Origin of the sequence: Pseudomonas sp. NFPP24 (assembly GCF_900112095.1) — a bacterium.
In the GTDB taxonomy this organism is placed as follows: Bacteria; Pseudomonadota; Gammaproteobacteria; order Pseudomonadales; family Pseudomonadaceae; genus Aquipseudomonas; species Aquipseudomonas extremorientalis.
The window spans coordinates 15,413-34,051 of record NZ_FOKD01000003.1 but is presented as its reverse complement, the minus strand read 5'-3'; the positions used below and the strand labels follow the sequence as shown (position 1 = coordinate 34,051).

Genomic DNA, 18,639 nt, shown 5'->3' with positions numbered 1-18,639 from the left:
AGTCTGGCTATTCTGTGCAATGCCGTCCAGCGGCTTGAGCCCTATAGTGAGATCAGTTCTCAACAAGGAGCTCGGCCATGCGACTCGACAGTTCAACATTCCCGGTGGTGAAAATCGTCTTTGATGCGCCCAATGAAGGTGGGCCGGAGGATGCCTTCGCCGTGTTCGAAAGCCTGCTGGCCCGCCAGCAACCGTTCCTGCTGCTGCACGAAAAATCCGTGGACGAGAACAATCACGAACACTCCCATGAGGAGCGCAAGCAAGCGTCGATCTGGATGAAGAAAAACAAACAGGCGCTGCATACCTACGTCAAAGGCATGATCCAGGTCGAGCCCAGTGCCGCGCAGCGCCTGGCGCTCAAGCCGTTTGCCGCGATGTTCGGCAAGGCCTGGGGTTATCCGTTGCTGGTGGTGGAATCCCGGGACCGGGCCTGGGCACTGGCGCGGGATGTGCTGGATGAGCGGGTGTCGGATGTGGCGCACTTTTGAGCGCACGCAACATTGAGCTGCGGCGAGGGAGTCCCCACTCCCTCTGTGGCGAGCGGGCTTGTCCCGCGTTGGGGTGCGAAGCGCCCCTGATGAAGCTTGACCTGCGTGTTTCAGGTATCCTCCGCGCCCCGCTTACCACCGATTCAAAGACAGATGACTGGACAAGACATGCAGGCGCTGCTGGAGTCGATCCTCGACGAAGTGCGCCCCCTGATCGGCCTCGGCAAAGTCGCCGATTACATCCCGGCATTGGCCGATGTGCCTGCCAACCAATTGGGCATCGCCGTGTACGGCAACGACGGCTCGGCCTACTGCGCCGGTGACGCCGACACACTGTTCTCGGTGCAGAGCATTTCCAAGGTGTTCAGCCTGGTGCAGGCCATCGACCACGGTGGCGAAACCATCTGGGAACGCCTGGGCCATGAGCCTTCGGGGCAGCCATTCAACTCCATGGTGCAGCTGGAATTCGAACGTGGCCGCCCGCGTAATCCGTTCATCAACGCCGGTGCGCTGGTGATCTGCGACATCAACCAATCGCGCTTCGCCGTGCCGATCTTGTCGATGCGCGATTTCGTCCGGCGCCTGTCGGGCAACCCGCAGATCCTGGTCAACAGCGTCGTCGCCGAATCCGAGGCCCAGCACGGCGCCCGCAACGCGGCCATGGCCTACCTGATGAAATCCTTTGGCAACTTCCACAACGACGTGGACGCGGTGCTGCACAGCTACTTCAACTACTGCGCCTTGCAGATGAGCTGCCTGGACTTGGCCAAGGCATTCAGCTTCCTGGCCAATGAAGGCACGAGTGCCCACAGCGGCGAACAGATTTTAACGGCGCGCCAGACCAAGCAGGTCAACTCGATCATGGCCACCAGCGGGCTGTACGACGAGGCAGGCAATTTTGCCTATCGCGTGGGGTTGCCGGGCAAGAGCGGGGTGGGCGGCGGGATTGTCGCGGTGGTGCCGGGGCAATTTACGGTGTGCGTGTGGTCGCCGGAGTTGAATACGGCGGGGAACTCGCTGGCGGGGATGAAGGCGTTGGAATTGTTGAGTGAGCGGATTGGGTGGTCGGTGTTTTGAGGGTGCGCCCCGTTCATGGGAGCGATCGCCGTTGGCGATTGAGAGTATTAATCGCTTTACGCGTGCAATAGGTTCTCCCAGAAAAGGAGATCCAGTGTGGGAGCTGGCTTGCCTGCGATGGCGGTACATCAGCCAGCACATCCAGCGGCTGACACACCGCTGTCGCGGGCAAGCCCACTCTCACATGGGGAGTGGTGTGAGTGAGGGCTCTGTTCAGCTCACATTGAGCCGATCCAGCAAGCTGTACCACGCCACTCCCGCGCCAATGTAAAACCGCTGCAACCCATGCATCGGCAAGCGCTGCAACGGCGTCACCGGGTAGGCGAACTCCGCCTGGCTATCACACAACTTGCCCGCCAATTGCTGCCCCAGGCTGGTACACAGTGCGATGCCACGGCCATTGCAGCCCAGGGCCAACGTCAACCCTGGCGCGGGCTGGTGCACATGGGGCATGAAGTCCCGCGTGATCGCAATACGGCCCGCCCAGCGATATTCGAATTCCAGTGGCCCCAATTGCGGAAACAGCAGTGCCAGCGAGCGTTCCAGGTGGGCGAAATCCGTGGGTGACGTGGGGTCGTTGAACAGTCCGCGTCCGCCCATCAGCAAGCGGCCATGGCTGTCTTTGCGAAAGTACAGCAGCAGCCGTTGTGCGGTGGAGACGGTTTCTTGCCCCGGCAAGATGCTGTCCGCCGCTCGCCCGCTCAAGGGTTTGGTGGCGACAATAAAACTGTTCGCCGCCAGGATGCTCTGCGCCATGCCCGGCCACAGGTTGCCGCTGTAGCCGTTGGTGGCCAACACCACTTGATCGGCCGTGACCTGCGCACCGCCAGCCGTCTGCAATTGCCAGCCGCAACCCTGGCGCTGCAACCCGGTCACCGCGCTTTGCCCATGGATCCGCACACCCGCCGCCAACGCCGCACCCACCAAGCCACGGGCATACGCCAACGGCTGAATCGCCCCGGCGCGACCGTCCAGCCAGCCACCGGCAAACGCCTCACTGCCCATGCGCGAAGCCACCGCTGCGGCATTCAGGCGCTGCACGGGTACACCGCGCCTGGCCCATTGATCTGCCCGTGCGTGCAACCCCGCGACGCCTTTTTCGCTGTACGACACCTGCATCCAGCCTTTGCGTACCGGCGCGCAATCGATGCCGTGTTTTTCGATCAGCTTGAACACCAGGTCGGCCGAGTTCGATACAGTCGAGATCAACGGTTCGGCGCGCTCCGCTCCGTACATCTGCACCAGTTGCTGCGGGTCGTATTTGAGCGTCGGGTTGACTTGCCCACCGTTGCGTCCGGATGCGCCCCAGCCCGGCTCGTTGGCCTCCAGTACGCACACGCTGACGCCGCGCTCGGCCAAATGCAGCGCCGTCGACAAGCCGGTATACCCGGCGCCGACAATCGCCACGTCCACCTTCACCGACTCGCTCAACGCAGGCGTCGGCACCACTGAGGGCGCAGTCGCTGACCACAATGACTTCATGACAGGCTCCGCGTGTTGCCGGTGGGGTGCAGCACGCGCCGCAGGAAGTCCTGGGTCCGCGCATGCTGCGGGTTGCCCAGCACCTGTTCGGCCGGCCCGCTTTCGACGATGTAGCCGCCATGCAGGAAGCACACACGGTCGGCCACTTCGCGGGCAAAGCCCATTTCGTGAGTGACGACGATCATGGTCATGCCCTCATCGGCGAGGGTGCGCATCACCGCCAGCACATCACCGACCAGTTCCGGGTCGAGGGCCGAGGTGGGCTCATCGAACAGCATGGCTTCGGGTTTCATCGCCAGGGCACGGGCGATGGCCACGCGTTGTTGCTGGCCGCCGGAGAGCTGCTCCGGGTAGGCCTCGGCCTTGGCGCTCAGGCCGACTTTTTCCAGCAGCACCAGGGCTTCTTCGCGAGCCTGCCTGGGCGGCTCGCCTTTGACGTACACCGGGCCTTCCATCACGTTCTCCAGCACGGTGCGGTGGGGGAACAGGTTGAAGCGCTGGAACACCATGCCCATGCGGCTGCGCAGGGCGTGTACGGTCTTGCTGCCGCGCTGCACGGTTTCGCCGAACACGTTGATGTGCCCGCCGTCATAGGCTTCCAGCGCGTTGATGCAGCGCAGCAAGGTGGATTTGCCTGAGCCCGACGGCCCGATCAGGCATACCACTTCGCCCTTGGCCACGTCGAGGTCTACGCCGTGCAGCACGCGGTGGCTGCCGTAATGTTTTTGCAGTTGGCGAATCTCGATCATGCTTTTTTCCTCCGGCCCAGGTGTTGTTCCATGCGGCGCAGGCCGTACACCAGCGGCAGGCTCATCAGCAGGTAGAGCAGGGCGACCAGGGTGTAGACGGTCATGTTCTGGAAGGTCGACGAGGCAATCAGTTGGCCCTGGCGGGTCATCTCCGCGACGGTGATGGTGGACACCAGCGACGAGTCCTTGAGCATCATTACCAACGTGTTGCCGTACGGCGGCAGGGCGATGCGAAACGCCTGCGGCAGGATCACCCGGCGCATCATCAGCGCCGAGCGCATGCCCAGCGCTTCGGCGGCTTCACGCTGGCCCTGTTCGACGGCAATGATGCCGGTGCGGAAGTTCTCGGCCTGGTACGCCGAGTAGGCGATGCCCATGCCGATCACGCCCGCGTAGAACGCGGTGAGGTGCACGCCCATGTCCGGCAGCACGAAGTAGATGTAGAACAACTGCACGATGATCGGCAGCCCACGGATCACATTGATGATGGTGCTCGCCGCCCACGACAGTGCACGGATCGGCGACAGCTTGAGCAACGCCAGCACCAGGCCGATGGCACTGCTGAGCAGGAACGACAGCACGGTGATCTGGATCGTCACCCACGCGCCTTGCAGCAGAATCGGCAAAAAGTCCTGGGCGTTCTGCAGGAACTCCGCCGGTTTCATGGGCGCACCTGGGTATCCAGGCCCCACTTCTTGAGAATGCTGTCGAGGGTGCCGTCTGCCTTGATCCTGGCAATGGCGGTGTTCAGGCGCTCCAGGGTTTGCGCGTCCCCCTTGCGCACCACCAGGCACACCTGGCCGACGTTGGTGGGCTTGTAGTCAGGGGCGAGTTTCACGCCTTTGAACAACTTCTGGCGGATCTGGTAGGCGACCACCGGCTGGTCACCCACGGCGGCCTTGATGCGGCCCAGGGACAGGTCGCGGACCATCTCGCCGATGGAGTCGTAGGTGCGGATTTCCTTGAAGATGCCGAGCTTGTTCAACTGGTCATAGAAGACGGTGCCGGCCTGTACGCCGACCACCTGATCCTTGAGAGGCATGAGGTCGGGGTAGGCGGTGTTGTCGTCGGCGTTGATGATCAGGCCTTCGCCGTAGGCGTACACCGGGGCGCTGAAGTCGACGACCTTGGTGCGCTCTTCGGTCTTGAGCATGCCGGCGGAAATAAAATCCAACTTGCCGGAGGTGAGAGAGGGGATCAGCGCAGCGAAGTTGGTCTGCTCGATCTGGCTGGTAAAGCCGCCAGCCTTGCCCACGGCCTCGGCCACATCGACCATCACGCCCTGGATGCTGTTGCTCTTGATGTCGAGAAAGGTAAACGGCGAACCACTGGCCGTTGCACCGACTTTGTACGAGGACGCACTTTCTGCGTGCACCGCGGTGACGCACAGCGTGGCGCAAAGACCGAAGGCGAGGCGGCGAAACAAGGGCGAAAGACTGTTCATCGGGTTACTCCAGAAGGAAAACGGATAGTCAGTACCGCAAGCGGCTGCCGATGAAATCGCAAGCTCTGTGCCATTTCGATTGATTAGAATCGAATATCGCTATAGAAAATCGACAAAATGAACTTTTCGTATCGCTATGCGATATTAATTGGTCTATTTCTGTGATTTGAGGTAGAAATATCACCACGCCTGATCGACCTGACCGCGAGTCCGCCATGTCCGAAGAACGCAACAGTCTGCACAACCAATCCCTGGAAAAAGGCCTGTCGGTGCTCAAGGCATTCAGCGCACAGCGCCGCAGCATGAGCCTTGCAGAGGTGGCCGAGGCCGCCGGCATGACCAAAAGCTCGGCCCAGCGCATGGTGTTTACCCTCGAAAGCCTGGGTTACCTTCGGAAACACTCCCGCACCCGGCATTACCAACTCACACCCCGGGTGCTGGAGCTGGGCTTCAGTTACCTGGATGCGCATTCGTTGATCGAGGTGGCGAATCCGTTCCTGTCGGAGTTGACCCGGCTGACCGGCGAGACCTCGTGCCTCACCGAGCCTGCGGGCTACGACATGACCTACATCGCACGGTTCGTCAGCGCGGGCTTTGTGCCGGTGCACATGCCGATCGGCTCGCGGGTACCGATGTACTGCACGGCGTCGGGGCGGGCGTATTTGAGCGCGTTGCCGCAGGAGGAAGCGCTGGTGTTGATCGAGAACAGTCAGCGTATTGCCCACACCAGCCAGACGCTGACTGAAGTCGACGAAATCATGGCGTCGTTGCAGCAGGTGCGTGAGCAGGGCTATGCGGTCAACGGCCAGGAACTGTTCCTGGGCGACATGACCATCGGCGCGCCGGTACTGGGTGCCAATGGTCGACCGGTGGCGGCGGTGCATGTGGTGGCGCCGACCAGCCGCTGGACTCGGGCGGATGCAGAGAAACAGTTGGCGCCGGCGCTTCTGCAATGCTCAAGGGCACTGAGCAACTCGGCCCGTAACCTGGAATAACAGACACCCTGAAACCCAATGTGGGAGGGGGCTTGCCCCCGATTGCAGTGGGTCAGTCAATACAGCTGTGACTGATCCACCGCTATCGGGGGCAAGCCCCCTCCCACTTGCAGCTGCCTATTCAGGCAATCGCATCCCAAGCCCGATCACCGTTCTCGTCTTTGATCCGAGTCGGCAAGCCCATCACATCCAGCGCCTTCAGGAACGGCTCGGCCGGCAGTTCCTCGACGTTGGCCATGTGCTTCACATCCCACTCGCCACGGGCCACCAGCAGCGCTGCGGCCACCGGTGGTACGCCGGCGGTGTAGGAGATGCCCTGGCTGTCGGTCTCGGCAAAGGCTTCTTCATGACACGCCACGTTGTAGATGAACATCTCGTGGGGCTGGCCATTCTTGGTGCCCTTGACCAGGTCACCGATGCAGGTCTTGCCGGTGTAGCCCGGTGCCAGCGAAGACGGGTCGGGCAGCACGGCCTTGACCAGTTTCAGCGGCACGACTTCCAGGCCTTCGGCGGTGGTGACCGGTTTTTCGGAAAGCAGGCCGAGGTTTTTCAGCACGGTGAACACGTTGATGTAGTGTTCGCCGAAGCTCATCCAGAAACGCACGTTGGGCACGTCGAGGTTTTTCGACAGCGAGTGCACTTCATCGTGGCCGGTCAGGTAGAGGTTCTGCGAACCGACGACCGGCAGGTCATCGGTGCGTTTGACTTCGAACATGGTGTTGCTGGTCCACTGGCTGTTCTGCCAGCTCCACACCTGTCCGGTGAACTCGCGGAAGTTGATTTCCGGGTCGAAATTGGTGGCGAAGTATTTGCCATGGGAGCCGGCATTGACGTCGAGGATGTCGATCGAATCAATACGGTCGAAATGCTGTTGCTGCGCCAGCGCGGCGTACGCGTTGACGACACCCGGGTCGAAGCCCACGCCAAGGATGGCGGTGATGTTCTTCTGTTTGCACTCTTCCAGGTGGTTCCACTCGTAGTTGCCGTACCACGGCGGGGTCTCGCAGACCTTGCCCGGCTCTTCGTGGATGGCGGTGTCGAGGTACGCAACGCCGGTGTCGATGCAGGCCCGCAAAACCGACATGTTGAGGAACGCGGAACCGACGTTGATGACGATCTGCGAGTCGGTCTCGCGGATCAGGGCCTTGGTCGCTTCCACGTCCAGGGCGTTCAGCGCGAAGGCTTGGATATCGGCGGGTACCTTGAGGCTACCCTTGGCCTTGACGCTGTCGATGATGGCCTGGCATTTGGAGATGTTGCGCGACGCGATAGCAATACGACCGAGTTCGTCGTTGTGCTGCGCGCACTTGTGGGCCACCACCTTGGCGACACCTCCTGCACCAATGATAAGAACGTTCTTTTTCAATTGCTTTATCTCTCCTTTATCCGCCAGCTTACGAAAGGCTGGACAGGTAGTCGTCGTAACCAAATTCACGAACCACCTCGACTGTACCGTCGAGTTGTTTCACTACGATGGACGGCATTTTCAGGCCGTTGAACCAGTTTTTCTTGACCATGGTGTAGCCTGCGGTGTCGATGAACGACAGCCGATCGCCGATGGCCAGCGGACGATCAAATTGATACTCGCCGAAGATGTCCCCGGCCAGGCAGGATTTGCCGCACACCATGTAGGTGTGTTCGCCCTCGCTTGGCGCCAGCTTGGCGTTGAGGCGGTAGATCAGCAGGTCCAGCAGGTGGGCTTCGATGGAGCTGTCGACCACGGCGAGGTGCTTGCCGTTGTAGAGGGTGTCGAGCACGGTCACTTCCAACGAGGCGCTGTTGGTGATTGCCGCTTCGCCGGGTTCCAAGTACACCTGCACGCCGTACTTCTCGGAGAACGCCTTCAGGCGGGCGCAGAACGCGTCCACGGCATAGTCTTCACCGGTGAAGTGGATGCCGCCGCCGAGGCTGACCCACTCGACCTTGTGCAGCAGCGCGCCGAAGCGTTCTTCGATGACGCCGAGCATCTTGTCGAACAGGCTGAAGTCGCCGTTCTCGCAGTTGTTGTGGAACATGAAGCCAGAGATCTGCTCGATCACACCTTCGATCTTCACCGGGTCCCATTCGCCCAGGCGGCTGAACGGACGCGCCGGGTCGGCCAGCAGGTAGTCGGAGCTGCTCACCTGCGGGTTGACGCGCAGGCCGCGGGTCTTGCCTTCGCTGCGCTCGGCAAAGCGCTGCAGCTGGCTGATGGAGTTGAAGATGATTTTGTCGCAGTTATCCAGCATCTCTTCGATTTCGTCGTCGGCCCAGGCCACGCTGTAGGCGTGCGCCTCGCCTTCGAACTTCTGGCGGCCGAGCTTTAGCTCATACAACGACGACGAGGTGGTGCCGTCCATGTATTGCTGCATCAGGTCGAACACCGACCAGGTGGCAAAGCACTTGAGCGCCAGCAGAGCCTTGGCGCCGGACTGTTCGCGCACGTAAGCAATCTTCTGCATGTTGACCAGAAGCTTCTGTTTATCGATGAGGTAGTACGGCGTTTTGATCATTTTTGAGAGCCTGCGGCGGTGCCTGCCAAAAAAGGACACGCATTGTGCCCGCACTTGGATCGAATCGAAAGGTTAGTGGGCGGATTTTGCTGCGTCCGGTTTGTGACCCTATGGATGGGCACCGGTCCAATGTGGGAGGGGGCTTGCCCCCGATAGCAGTGTGTCAGCCACCCAATCCAGTACTGACCCACTGCCATCGGGGGCAAGCCCCCTCCCACAGTTTGGCCCCTGTATATCGGGTCCACCGACATCAAACTGTCATCACCCTACCGCCGAATTGCCACATTCCGCCGCTACTGTCCTCGCCAATGAGATCGATCTCAAGCGAGTGACAATGACTGACCTGAAAGACGTCGCGCGGCTGGCCGGCGTATCCCGCGCCACCGCCGCCCGCACTTTTGCCTCCCCCGACCAGGTGCGCCCGACCACCCGTGAGCAGGTGTTCGCCGCCGCCCGTGAGTTGGGGTTCCGGCCCAATCTGCTGGGCCGCCAATTGCGCCTGCAAACCACCCGGTTGATCGGCGTGGTGGTGCCCAACCTGCTCAACCCGGTGTTCGCCGAACAGTTCCAGGCCATGGAGCGCGCGGCACGTGCACGCGGCTACAGCCTGCTGTTGGCGACTACCGACTACAACAGCGAGCGCGAAAGCATTGTGGTGGAAGAGTTGTTGCGCCAGCGCGTGGACGGCCTGGTGCTGACGGTCACGGATGCTGAAAGCAACGTCGTGCTCAGCAGCCTGAATACAGAGAAAACCCCGTTTGTGCTGGCCTACCACCAACCCAGTAACCCCAGCTACAGCGCTGTGTCGGTGGACAACCGCGCGGGCATGGCCTTGGCCACGCGTTATTTGCTGGAAGCGGGGCACCGCCGCATCAGCATGGTCGCCGGTCCCGCCTTGCAGTCGGACCGTGCGCGCCTGCGGTACGCCGGGTATTGCGAGGCGATGCGCGAATGCGGCTTGCCAGCGCGTCCGGTCATCGAAATGCCGGCACACACCCAGGCGGAATTCGCCGCCATCGCGCCATTCCTCCAAGGCGAGGATGCACCCACCGCACTGGTGTGCTCCAACGACTTCCTGGCCATCAGCCTGATCGCCGAACTGCGCCGCAACGCCTGGAACGTGCCCGAACAACTCTCGGTGATGGGCTTCGATGGCATCAGCCTCGGCACCCAGATGCACCCGACCCTGTGCAGCGTGGTGCAGCCGATTGCGCTGCTGGCCAGCACCGTGATTGACCAACTGCTGGCGCAGATCGCCGGCCATGCCCCGACGTCCCATTGCCTGCCTTGCCATATCCGGCCGGGCGAAAGCACTCAACCCCACGAGGAAACCCCTGATGCGCGCATTCCGTAAAACCCTGGCAGCCGTGCTGCTGTGCGGTATGGCCAGCCTGGCCCAGGCCGCCGAAACCGCGATCTGCTACAACTGCCCGCCGGACTGGGCCGACTGGGCCACCCAGCTCAAGGCCATCGCCGCCAGCACCGGCGTGCAAGTGCCCCTGGACAACAAGAACTCCGGCCAATCCCTGGCGCAGTTGGTGGCAGAGAAAGCCGCACCGGTGGCCGACGTCGTTTACTACGGCGTGACCTTCGGCCTGCAGGCGCAAAAAGCCGAGGTGGTCGGCACCTACAAACCCAAGGCCTGGGACCAGATTCCTGCCGGGCTGAAAGACCCGGCCGGCCATTGGTTTGCGATCCACTCCGGCACCTTGGGCATCATGGTCAACGTCGATGCGCTCGGTGGTCTGCCGGTGCCGCAAAGCTGGGCCGACCTGCTCAAGCCTGAATACAAAGGCATGGTCGGTTACCTCGACCCGTCCAGTGCCTTCGTCGGCTACGTGTCGGCGGTGGCGATCAACCGCGCCATGGGCGGCGACCTGGACAATTTCGCGCCGGCCATCGACTACTTCCAGAAACTGGCGAAAAACGCGCCCATCGTGCCCAAGCAGACCGCCTATGCGCGGGTGCTGTCCGGCGAGTTGCCGATCCTGGTGGACTACGACTTCAACGCCTATCGCGCGCGCTACAAAGACAAGGCCAACGTCGCCTTCGTGATTCCCCAGGAAGGCAGCATCAGCGTGCCCTACGTGATGAGCCTGGTGGCCAACGCGCCGCACCGCGCCAACGCAGAAAAGGTGCTCGACTTCGTGCTATCGGACGAAGGCCAGGCGCTCTGGGCCAAAGCCTACCTGCGCCCGGTACGGCCGATGAAGATGCCGGCGGAGGTGGCCGCACAGTTCCTGCCCGACAGCGACTACGCCCGTGCCGGTGTGGTGGACTACGAAAAAATGGCCGCTGTGCAGGAATCCTTCGCCGCCCGTTACCTGAACGAGGTCAAGTAAGTGGCCGCATCGGCAAGACACGCAGTCTGGGCGCTGGCCCCGGCCTTTGCGGTGCTGCTCGCGTTCTGGCTGCTGCCGCTGGCGCACCTGATGGTGCTCGGCGCCGAGAGCCGCGACAGCCATGGCAGCGGCTACTGGCAGGTGCTCAGCAGTGCGCAGTACCTGGGCAGCCTTGGGCAAACCCTGCTGCTGGCGGTGGTGGTGACACTGGTGGCGCTGCTGATCGGCGGCATCAGCGGGGTGTTCCTCGCCCGGCAGCAGTTTTTCGGGCGTTCGGCGCTGGTGGCATTGCTCACGTTTCCCCTGGCGTTTCCCGGTGTGGTGGTGGGCTTCCTGGTGATTCTGCTGGCTGGCCGTCAAGGCCTGCTCGCCTCACTGGGCCTGAAATTGGCCGGTGAGCGCTGGATCTTCGCCTACTCGCTGGCGGGGCTGTTCGTGGGCTACCTGTATTTCTCGATCCCACGGGTGATCCTCACGGTAATGGCGGCATGCGAGAGCCTCGACCGCAGCCTGGAAGAAGCCGCCCATTCCCTGGGCGCCGGGCATTGGCGAGTAGTGTGCGATGTGATCGTGCCAGGCCTGGCGCCGGCGCTGGCCTCCTGCGGGGCGATCTGTTTCGCCACCTCCATGGGCGCCTTCGGCACCGCCTTTACCTTGGGCACGCGTCTGAACGTCACCCCGGTGGCCATCTACAACGTGTTCACCAACTACGCCAACTTCGCCGTGGCGGCCGCACTGTCGGTGGTGCTTGGCGCGGTGACCTGGGCCGTGCTGCTGCTCACGCGACGGCTGGTGAAAAATTCGGGGACTGTGCTGTGAAGCGCTCATCACTGTTTGTGTTGCAACTGCTGTTCACCCTGATGGTGTGCGCCTTCATGCTGGTGCCGGTGCTGATGTCGCTGCTGGCCGGGCTGACCCGCAATTTCTTCGTCGGTCTGTCCAGTGGCTTGACCTTCGATTGGCTGATGCAGGTGTGGCAGGCATATTCGCCCACCGTGTGGTTGTCGCTGCAACTGGCGCTGGCCTGCGCGGTGTGCGTCTGCGTGATTGGCGTGCCGGCGGCCTACGCCTTGGTGCGCATGAACAACCGCTTCAGCCGCGCCTTTGAAGAATTGATGGTGCTGCCGGTGGCCATGCCGGGGTTGGCCAGTGCGTTGGCCTTGCTGTTGACCTACGGCCAATTCGGCAGTTTTCGCAGCAGTTGGCTGTTCATCCTGGTCGGCCATGTGCTGTTCACCCTGCCGTTCCTGGTACGCCCGGTGATGGCGGTGATGCAGCGCCAGCAACTGCCGGTGCTGGAAGAAGCGGCGGCCAGCCTGGGGGCCGGTCCGATCAAGCGCTTTTTCAGCGTGGTGGTGCCCAACTGCCGGGCCGGGATCCTGGCCGGTGTGCTGATGGTCGTCACCTTGTCCCTGGGTGAATTCAACCTGACCTGGATGCTCCACACGCCGATGACCAAGACCTTGCCCGTGGGCCTGGCCGACAGCTACGCCTCGGCGCGCCTGGAAATCGCCAGCGCCTACACCCTTATCTTTTTGCTGATGATCGTGCCGCTGTTGATTGCGCTGCAGGCCATCAGTGCCCGTTTGTCCCGTGGAGAGCGTCGATGACCGCTATCACTATCCGCCTGCAAGGCTGTCGCAAGGCGTTCGCCGACGGCACTGTGGCCGTGCATGACTTGAACCTGACCGTCGAAGGCGGCGAAACCCTGGCCATTCTCGGTCCGTCCGGCTGTGGCAAAACCACCACCTTGCGCCTGATCGCCGGCCTCGAACGCCCGGATGTGGGCCAGGTGTGGTTCGGCGACCAGGACGTGACGCGCCTGCCCATCGAACGCCGCGATGTGGGCATGGTGTTCCAGAATTACGCGCTGTTTCCCAACCTGGATGTGGCCGGGAATATCGTTTATGGCTTGAAGATTCGCGGTATGTCGGTGGTGGAGCGTAACCAGCGCTGCGACGAGTTGCTGGAACTGGTGGGCTTGCAGCACCACGGCAAACGCAGCATCCATGAGCTCTCCGGCGGCCAGCGCCAGCGCGTGGCCTTGGCGCGTGCGTTGGCGCCGCGCCCGAAAGTGTTGCTGCTGGACGAACCGCTGGCCGCCCTGGATGCGCAACTGCGCGAACGCCTGCGCAGCGAGCTGAATGAGTTGCTGCGCGGCCTGGGCATCACCTCGGTGTTCGTCACCCACGACCAGGGCGAAGCCATGGCCCTGGGCGACCGCATCCTGGTGATGGAGCACGGACGTGTCGCGCAATTGGCCAGTCCGCGTGACATCTACCAGAAACCGGCCAATGCCTTCGTCGCGGGCTTTGTCGGCAACCTCAATGCCTTTGCCGTGCTCGAGCCATCGGCCCATGGTTTGAAAGTCTGTGGCGGCGAGTTGCCGTGGCAGGACGTCAACCTGCCCAGCACCGTCTATTGCCGCCCCGAACACCTGAGGGTGATGGAGAGCGAAGGGCACTTGCACGGCCACCTGCTGGCGCAGTTCTTCCAAGGCGCGCAAAGCCGCCTGCTGGTGGATGTGGGCGGCCCGCAACCGCTGCTGGTCGACAGCAGCGACAACCAGCTGTACGCCGTCGGCGCACCGATTGCCCTGGCGATCGCGCCGCACATGTTGTTCACCCTGAATGCTTGAGACTCTATCGTGAATCGTCCGTTTCTCGTCGCGCAGATCAGCGACCTGCACCTTAAAGCCGGCCAGCGTCTCACTTACGGGGTTGTCGATACGTTAGGCGCCCTGCGCCGCGCCGTCGACCACTTGAACGCCAGCCACCCACGGCCCGATATCGTGGTCATCAGCGGTGACCTGGTGGACTTCGGCCGCGCCGATGAATACGCCGTGCTGCACCCCGAACTCGCGCGCCTGCACATGCCGTGCTACCTGGTGCCGGGCAATCACGACAGCCGTGGGCCGTTACTGGAAGCATTTCGTGATCACGCGTATCTGCCGTTGTCGGCCGAGGGCCCGCTGGACTGGGTGGTCGACGACCATCCACTGCGCCTGATCGGCCTTGACTCGACCATTCCTGGCGGCCACGGCGGCCAGTTACTCGATAGCCAATTGCACTGGCTGGACGAGCAACTGGCGTTGCGCCCGGATGCACCGACGCTGCTGATCCTGCATCACCCGCCGTTCATCAGTGGCATCGGCCACATGGACCGCGAACCCTTCATCAATGCCGGCACCCTGGAGCAAGTCGTTGCCCGCCATCCGCAAGTGGAACGCTTGCTGTGCGGCCATCTGCACCGGCCGATGCAGCGGCGTTTCGGTGGCAGCCTGAGTTGTGTGTGCCCCGGCACCTCCCACCAGATCGTGCTGGATTTGCAAGAAGCGGCGCCCGCGCATTTCAACCTGGAGCCGGCGGGCTATCTGTTGCATCGCTGGGGCGTGCAGCAGGGTTTGATCAGCCACAACGGCGTGTTCGGGGAGTACCCGGGGCCGTATCCGTTCTATGACGCCCATGGATTAATTGACTGAGGTTGTGATGAAAGCCACTTTGCATGTGTTAAGCGTATTGACCGGCGGCCTGGGCATTGCCCTGAGCCCCCTGGCCTCGGCTGATTTTCTGAGTGACAGCAAAGCCAACTTGAGCCTGCGCAACTTCTACTTCAACAACGACAACCGTGACGGCGCCGCCGCACCGTCGAAGACCGAAGAGTGGGGCCAGGCATTTATCCTCAACTACCAGTCGGGCTTTACCGACGGCACTGTCGGCTTCGGCCTGGATGCCGTGGGCATGCTCGGCGTCACCCTCGACAGTGGCGCCGGTCGTCATGTGGGCAGTTCGATGATCCCCACCGACGACGGCAAGGCCGCCGACACCTGGGCCCGTGGCGGCGCGACGGCCAAGGCGCGTTTCGCCAAGAGCGAACTGCGCTACGGCTACCTGCGCCCGAACCTGCCGATCCTGGTGAGCAACGACGGGCGCCTGTTGCCGCAGTCGTTCGAAGGCGGGCAGATCACCAGCAAGGACATCGACAACCTGACCCTGATCGGCGGCCAACTGCAGCACACCACCGGTCGTGGTTCCAGCGACCGCAGCGGCCTGGCGGCGGCCGGTGGCACCCAGGAAAGCAATAAATTCAACTACGCCGGTGCCGATTACCAGGTGACCAAAGACCTGTTGGTCCAGTACTACTACGCCAACCTCGAAGACTATTACCAACAGCACTTCGCCGGTTTGATCCATGTATTGCCGCTGGGCGACTACGGCTCATTGAAAACCGACCTGCGCTACTTCAAGACCAGCTCCGACGGCAAGAACAGCAGCGTCGCCGGCCGTGCCGAAGGCTACAAGCTCGGCGGCTATACCAAAAACGGCACGGGTGAAATCGACAACAACACCTGGAGCGCAGCGTTCATCTACTCCCTGGGCCCGCACGCGGTTACCGCCGGTTACCAGCAAGTCTCGGATGACAGCAACTTCGCCCAACTCAACCAGGGCGGCCTGGTCAACAAAGGGGAGGGCGGTTCCAGCCTGTACCTCTACACCGACCGTACCGTGCAGACCTTCATCCAGGCCGGCGAACGCACGGCCTTTGCCCAATACGCCTATGACTTCGCCTCGCTTGGTGTGCCGGGCCTGAAGGCGTCGGTGATGTACTTGAAGGGCGAGCACATTCTCACTGCCAACGGCAACGATGCCAGCGAGTGGGAGCGCGATATCTCGCTGGATTACGTGGTGCAGAGTGGCACGTTCAAGAACGTCGGGTTCGGCTGGCGCAACGGTGTGTCGCGCAGTGAAGTGGCGCGGGACCAGGATCAGAATCGGGTGTTCGTGAGTTATTCGATTCCGTTGATGTAAGCGGTTTGAGGAAAGCACCAACCTGTGGTGAGGGGCAAGCCCGCTCACCACGGCAAGCCCCTGGCCACCAGTCGATAAAACGCAGGGGGTCGCCATCGGTCGTGCCAGGCAGCAGTTCGGCGCGCTCATGTGAGTGTTTTTGTGATTCAAGTATGGGTAATGGATAGGTACGGGCCGACCACAAACGTACAAGATACGCCCCGACCCTCCTCAGTAGACTCGCTCGACTTCTTCTACTGCAGGGTTTCCATGGACATCTTCCTCTACGCCTTCAGCGTCATGTACAGCCCCGGTCCCGTGAATTTCATGGGCCTCAACGCCGGGCTCACCGGTCAGTTCCGCCGCTCCACTGGATTCTTCATTGGCGTGGGCTGCGCGATGCTGGTGTTGTTCGTGCTGTTCGGCTACACCGGCGAGGCGATCATCTCCCAGGCCGCGTTGCCGTATATCTCGTTGGTCGGCGGTGTGTACACGCTGTACCTGGCCTATCAAGTGTTCACCGCACGCACGGTGGTGGATGAAAGCGCCTCATCGGCACCCGTCAGAACCCTTACGTTCTGGAATGGCCTGGTGATCCAGTTGCTCAACCCCAAGGGCATCATGGCCGTGTTGCCGATCACCAGTGTGATGCTGCCGGCGGCGCATATCACCGGGGCGTCCATTGCCGTGGTCTCGGCGGTGCTGGCCTTCGGGGCGTTCGGCGCGCCGTGGGTCTATGCGCTGCTGGGGGCGGTGCTGGGGCGGCGGATCAACGGGACGTCGGCGTTCACCGTGTTCAACCGGTGCATGGGGCTGGCGCTGGCGGTGTGTGCGTATTTCATGTTTCACGCGTTTTATGCGCATCTGGTCGCAACATGAATGGATCTTGTCACCTCGACTCACGCATAGATCGAGTTTCTACAGGTACTTGAGCCAGACCAGGTCGCGGCGCCGGGCTTTGAGCCCGGCGAACCAATGTACCGGCGCGTACAGCGCCAGCGGCAGCAGCAACGCCACCAGCCAAATGGCGCCCATGCCGTCGAAGCCGAAGTAGTTGCCGTGATTCAGGCCAAACAGTGCCACACACGTGACGTAGAGGATTTTCAGCACGTACAGGTGCAGCAGATAGAAGAACATAGGCGCTGCACCGAAGGTGGCGAGCATGCTGATCCAGCGCTTGCTTCCCGCCTTCTCGAACGCCAGCAACAGCAGTAGCCCAATCCCCAGCGTCAGCGCCAGAAACAGCAGCGAAGGCGGGTACTTGGTGATGTTGAAAAAGCTCATCAGGGTTTGCACGCCGTTGTCATAGGCTTGCCATGGTTTTTCGCCATACCCATTGACCGCTCGCACTACCACGAACCCTATCAATGCACTTGCACCGCCCAGCCACAGATAACGCTGGCGCTGCGCCGGCTGCATGTCTTTGGCAAACCAGGGGCCGAGGCTGTAGCCCAGGGCGATCACGCCGATCCACGGTAGCACCGGATAAGTGACGCGCAGGCGCAGCGACTCGCCCACTTCGATCCAACTGCGCTCATGCAGGATTGTCCACGGAATATGCAGTGCCGAACCGGCCTCGAAGTGCAGCCCATCCAGCAGGTTATGCCCGCCAATGATCAGCAGCGCCAACACGACCAGCAGCGGTCGCGGCAACCACACCAGTGCCGCCAGGGCGAGCATGCTCACGCCGATAGCCCAGATCACCTGCAGGTAGATCACGCTGGGCGGCAACTGGAAGGTCCAGGCAAAGTTGACCAGGGTGAACTCCAGCACCACCAGGAACAGCCCACGCTTGAACAGGAACGCCGACACATCGCGACGGCCCTGGTACTTCTGGCCGTAGAGCCAGGCCGACAGCCCGGTGAGCAACACAAACACCGGCGCGCACAGGTGGGCGAGGGTGCGGCTGGCAAACAGTGCGGGCTCGGTGCTGTCGATGGCCATCGGGTCGCTGACCTGGCGGTGCAGCAGGAAGGTTTCGCGCACATGGTCGAGGAGCATGAACAGGATCACCAGGCCGCGCAGGGCGTCGATGGAAAGCAAGCGTTGGCGCAGGGGAACAGCGTCGGTCATGGGCGTGATCACAGGGCAAGGTGGCAAGGGAGCGTTATCCTATAACATTGGATTCTGATACCGTCAGCTAAATCATTTTTCCAGGTACTCACCATGACGACGCCGCAGGATGTCATCGACTTCTGGCAACACGCCGGCCCCAAGCGCTGGTTTGCCAAGGACGCTGCTTTCGACGCCAGCTTCCGCGACACTTTCCACAGCGCGCATCTGCAAGCCGCCCGGCGTGAGCTGGAAAGCTGGCTGGACTCGGCGCACGGTGCCCTGGCGTTGCTGATCCTGCTCGACCAGTACCCGCGCAATGCCTACCGTGGCACCGCCCATATGTTCGCCACCGACCCGTTGGCGCGGCTGTATGCGCGGCGCATGGTGGACGCCGGGCTGGACCGGCAGGTCGAACCGGCATTGCGTGCGTTCTGCTACCTGCCGTTCGAGCATTCGGAAGACCCGGCCGATCAACAGCGCTCCCTGGACCTGAACCGGCAACTGGATGCCAACACCTACCATTGGGCCAAGGAGCACGCGCGCATCATCGAGCAATTCGGGCGTTTTCCCCATCGAAACGAGGTGTTGGCGCGTGAGACCACGGATGAGGAACGTGCCTTTCTGGACGAGGGCGGATTTGCCGGTTAACCCGGTATTCCACCCAGGAATGCCCCCATAAAAACAGCGCATTGTCTTTCTTGTGGCGCATCTCGTAGCGTGGTGTTCCC

The 18,639-nt window shown here is 62.1% G+C and carries 19 protein-coding genes; 12 read left to right on the top strand and 7 right to left on the bottom strand.

What is annotated here, in order from left to right:
- The first annotated feature begins 77 nt into the window (after nt 1-77).
- The gene (locus tag BM026_RS06935; protein ID WP_071491762.1) at nt 78-488 is read left to right on the top strand and encodes a hypothetical protein; all 411 of its coding nucleotides are present in this window, start codon (nt 78-80) and stop codon (nt 486-488) included.
- Nucleotides 489-656: 168 nt separating this feature from the next.
- A complete protein-coding gene (gene glsB, locus BM026_RS06930; protein WP_071491761.1) occupies nt 657-1,565 on the top strand; it encodes a glutaminase B in 909 nt (302 codons plus the stop codon).
- 213 nt (nt 1,566-1,778) lie between these two features.
- Here the strand turns inward: glsB and BM026_RS06925 are convergent, their stop codons facing one another.
- From BM026_RS06925 to BM026_RS06910, 4 genes are read right to left on the bottom strand one after another with little or no spacing between them, the layout of a single operon-like run.
- Nucleotides 1,779-3,047: an NAD(P)/FAD-dependent oxidoreductase gene (locus BM026_RS06925; protein ID WP_093527781.1), complete on the bottom strand. Its 1,269-nt coding sequence runs from the start codon at nt 3,045-3,047 to the stop codon at nt 1,779-1,781.
- Complete coding sequence (locus tag BM026_RS06920) at nt 3,044-3,796, bottom strand: amino acid ABC transporter ATP-binding protein (protein WP_093527779.1); 753 nt, start codon at nt 3,794-3,796, stop codon at nt 3,044-3,046. The genes BM026_RS06925 and BM026_RS06920 overlap by 4 nt, the downstream gene beginning before the upstream one ends.
- The gene (locus BM026_RS06915) at nt 3,793-4,461 is read right to left on the bottom strand and encodes an amino acid ABC transporter permease (RefSeq protein ID WP_092245245.1); all 669 of its coding nucleotides are present in this window, start codon (nt 4,459-4,461) and stop codon (nt 3,793-3,795) included. Before BM026_RS06915 ends, BM026_RS06920 begins: the two co-directional genes overlap by 4 nt.
- The gene (locus BM026_RS06910) at nt 4,458-5,240 is read right to left on the bottom strand and encodes an ABC transporter substrate-binding protein (RefSeq protein WP_093527777.1); all 783 of its coding nucleotides are present in this window, start codon (nt 5,238-5,240) and stop codon (nt 4,458-4,460) included. Before BM026_RS06910 ends, BM026_RS06915 begins: the two co-directional genes overlap by 4 nt.
- Before the next feature lie 215 nt (nt 5,241-5,455).
- Between BM026_RS06910 and BM026_RS06905 the strand changes: the two genes are divergently transcribed.
- Nucleotides 5,456-6,235, top strand: a complete 780-nt coding sequence (locus BM026_RS06905) for an IclR family transcriptional regulator (RefSeq protein WP_093512708.1) — start codon at nt 5,456-5,458, stop codon at nt 6,233-6,235.
- A 121-nt stretch (nt 6,236-6,356) separates the two neighbouring features.
- Here the strand turns inward: BM026_RS06905 and BM026_RS06900 are convergent, their stop codons facing one another.
- Nucleotides 6,357-7,601 (bottom strand): saccharopine dehydrogenase family protein, encoded by a 1,245-nt coding sequence (locus BM026_RS06900; RefSeq protein WP_033896713.1) that lies wholly within the window; start codon nt 7,599-7,601, stop codon nt 6,357-6,359.
- A gap of 28 nt (nt 7,602-7,629) precedes the next feature.
- Nucleotides 7,630-8,727, bottom strand: coding sequence for a carboxynorspermidine decarboxylase (locus BM026_RS06895; protein WP_093527775.1), 1,098 nt, complete (start codon nt 8,725-8,727; stop codon nt 7,630-7,632).
- A 334-nt stretch (nt 8,728-9,061) separates the two neighbouring features.
- Between BM026_RS06895 and BM026_RS06890 the strand changes: the two genes are divergently transcribed.
- From BM026_RS06890 to BM026_RS06855, 8 genes are all read left to right on the top strand, one after another.
- Entirely contained in the window at nt 9,062-10,081 is a 1,020-nt protein-coding gene (locus tag BM026_RS06890; protein ID WP_071491754.1) for a LacI family DNA-binding transcriptional regulator, read from the top strand.
- Entirely contained in the window at nt 10,065-11,069 is a 1,005-nt protein-coding gene (locus BM026_RS06885; protein WP_093527773.1) for an ABC transporter substrate-binding protein, read from the top strand. Before BM026_RS06890 ends, BM026_RS06885 begins: the two co-directional genes overlap by 17 nt.
- Entirely contained in the window at nt 11,070-11,888 is an 819-nt protein-coding gene (locus tag BM026_RS06880; RefSeq protein WP_093527771.1) for an ABC transporter permease, read from the top strand.
- Nucleotides 11,885-12,679: an ABC transporter permease gene (locus tag BM026_RS06875; RefSeq protein ID WP_093512700.1), complete on the top strand. Its 795-nt coding sequence runs from the start codon at nt 11,885-11,887 to the stop codon at nt 12,677-12,679. Before BM026_RS06880 ends, BM026_RS06875 begins: the two co-directional genes overlap by 4 nt.
- On the top strand, nt 12,676-13,707 hold the full coding sequence (locus tag BM026_RS06870) for an ABC transporter ATP-binding protein (RefSeq protein ID WP_071491750.1): 1,032 nt from the start codon (nt 12,676-12,678) through the stop codon (nt 13,705-13,707). The genes BM026_RS06875 and BM026_RS06870 overlap by 4 nt, the downstream gene beginning before the upstream one ends.
- Before the next feature lie 9 nt (nt 13,708-13,716).
- A complete protein-coding gene (locus BM026_RS06865; RefSeq protein ID WP_093527769.1) occupies nt 13,717-14,550 on the top strand; it encodes a phosphodiesterase in 834 nt (277 codons plus the stop codon).
- Nucleotides 14,551-14,557: 7 nt separating this feature from the next.
- Entirely contained in the window at nt 14,558-15,877 is a 1,320-nt protein-coding gene (locus BM026_RS06860) for an OprD family porin (RefSeq protein ID WP_093527767.1), read from the top strand.
- Nucleotides 15,878-16,126: 249 nt separating this feature from the next.
- Nucleotides 16,127-16,735 (top strand): LysE family translocator, encoded by a 609-nt coding sequence (locus BM026_RS06855; RefSeq protein WP_092245281.1) that lies wholly within the window; start codon nt 16,127-16,129, stop codon nt 16,733-16,735.
- 39 nt (nt 16,736-16,774) lie between these two features.
- On the opposite strand, the gene BM026_RS06850 is transcribed toward BM026_RS06855, so the two are convergent.
- A complete protein-coding gene (locus BM026_RS06850; protein WP_093512691.1) occupies nt 16,775-17,929 on the bottom strand; it encodes an acetyltransferase domain-containing protein in 1,155 nt (384 codons plus the stop codon).
- A 93-nt stretch (nt 17,930-18,022) separates the two neighbouring features.
- Here BM026_RS06850 and BM026_RS06845 point away from each other — a divergent pair, with 93 nt between their 5' ends.
- The gene (locus BM026_RS06845) at nt 18,023-18,559 is read left to right on the top strand and encodes a DUF924 family protein (protein ID WP_092245287.1); all 537 of its coding nucleotides are present in this window, start codon (nt 18,023-18,025) and stop codon (nt 18,557-18,559) included.
- Nucleotides 18,560-18,639 lie beyond the last annotated feature (80 nt).

Coding starts and splice junctions, on each gene's coding strand:
- BM026_RS06935 (WP_071491762.1), top strand. CDS start 78: ATGCGACTCGACAGTTCAACATTCCCGGTGGTGAAAATCGTCTTTGAT.
- glsB (WP_071491761.1), top strand. CDS start 657: ATGCAGGCGCTGCTGGAGTCGATCCTCGACGAAGTGCGCCCCCTGATC.
- BM026_RS06925 (WP_093527781.1), bottom strand. CDS start 3,047: ATGAAGTCATTGTGGTCAGCGACTGCGCCCTCAGTGGTGCCGACGCCT.
- BM026_RS06920 (WP_093527779.1), bottom strand. CDS start 3,796: ATGATCGAGATTCGCCAACTGCAAAAACATTACGGCAGCCACCGCGTG.
- BM026_RS06915 (WP_092245245.1), bottom strand. CDS start 4,461: ATGAAACCGGCGGAGTTCCTGCAGAACGCCCAGGACTTTTTGCCGATT.
- BM026_RS06910 (WP_093527777.1), bottom strand. CDS start 5,240: ATGAACAGTCTTTCGCCCTTGTTTCGCCGCCTCGCCTTCGGTCTTTGC.
- BM026_RS06905 (WP_093512708.1), top strand. CDS start 5,456: ATGTCCGAAGAACGCAACAGTCTGCACAACCAATCCCTGGAAAAAGGC.
- BM026_RS06895 (WP_093527775.1), bottom strand. CDS start 8,727: ATGATCAAAACGCCGTACTACCTCATCGATAAACAGAAGCTTCTGGTC.
- BM026_RS06890 (WP_071491754.1), top strand. CDS start 9,062: ATGACTGACCTGAAAGACGTCGCGCGGCTGGCCGGCGTATCCCGCGCC.
- BM026_RS06885 (WP_093527773.1), top strand. CDS start 10,065: ATGCGCGCATTCCGTAAAACCCTGGCAGCCGTGCTGCTGTGCGGTATG.
- BM026_RS06870 (WP_071491750.1), top strand. CDS start 12,676: ATGACCGCTATCACTATCCGCCTGCAAGGCTGTCGCAAGGCGTTCGCC.
- BM026_RS06860 (WP_093527767.1), top strand. CDS start 14,558: ATGAAAGCCACTTTGCATGTGTTAAGCGTATTGACCGGCGGCCTGGGC.
- BM026_RS06855 (WP_092245281.1), top strand. CDS start 16,127: ATGGACATCTTCCTCTACGCCTTCAGCGTCATGTACAGCCCCGGTCCC.
- BM026_RS06850 (WP_093512691.1), bottom strand. CDS start 17,929: ATGACCGACGCTGTTCCCCTGCGCCAACGCTTGCTTTCCATCGACGCC.
- BM026_RS06845 (WP_092245287.1), top strand. CDS start 18,023: ATGACGACGCCGCAGGATGTCATCGACTTCTGGCAACACGCCGGCCCC.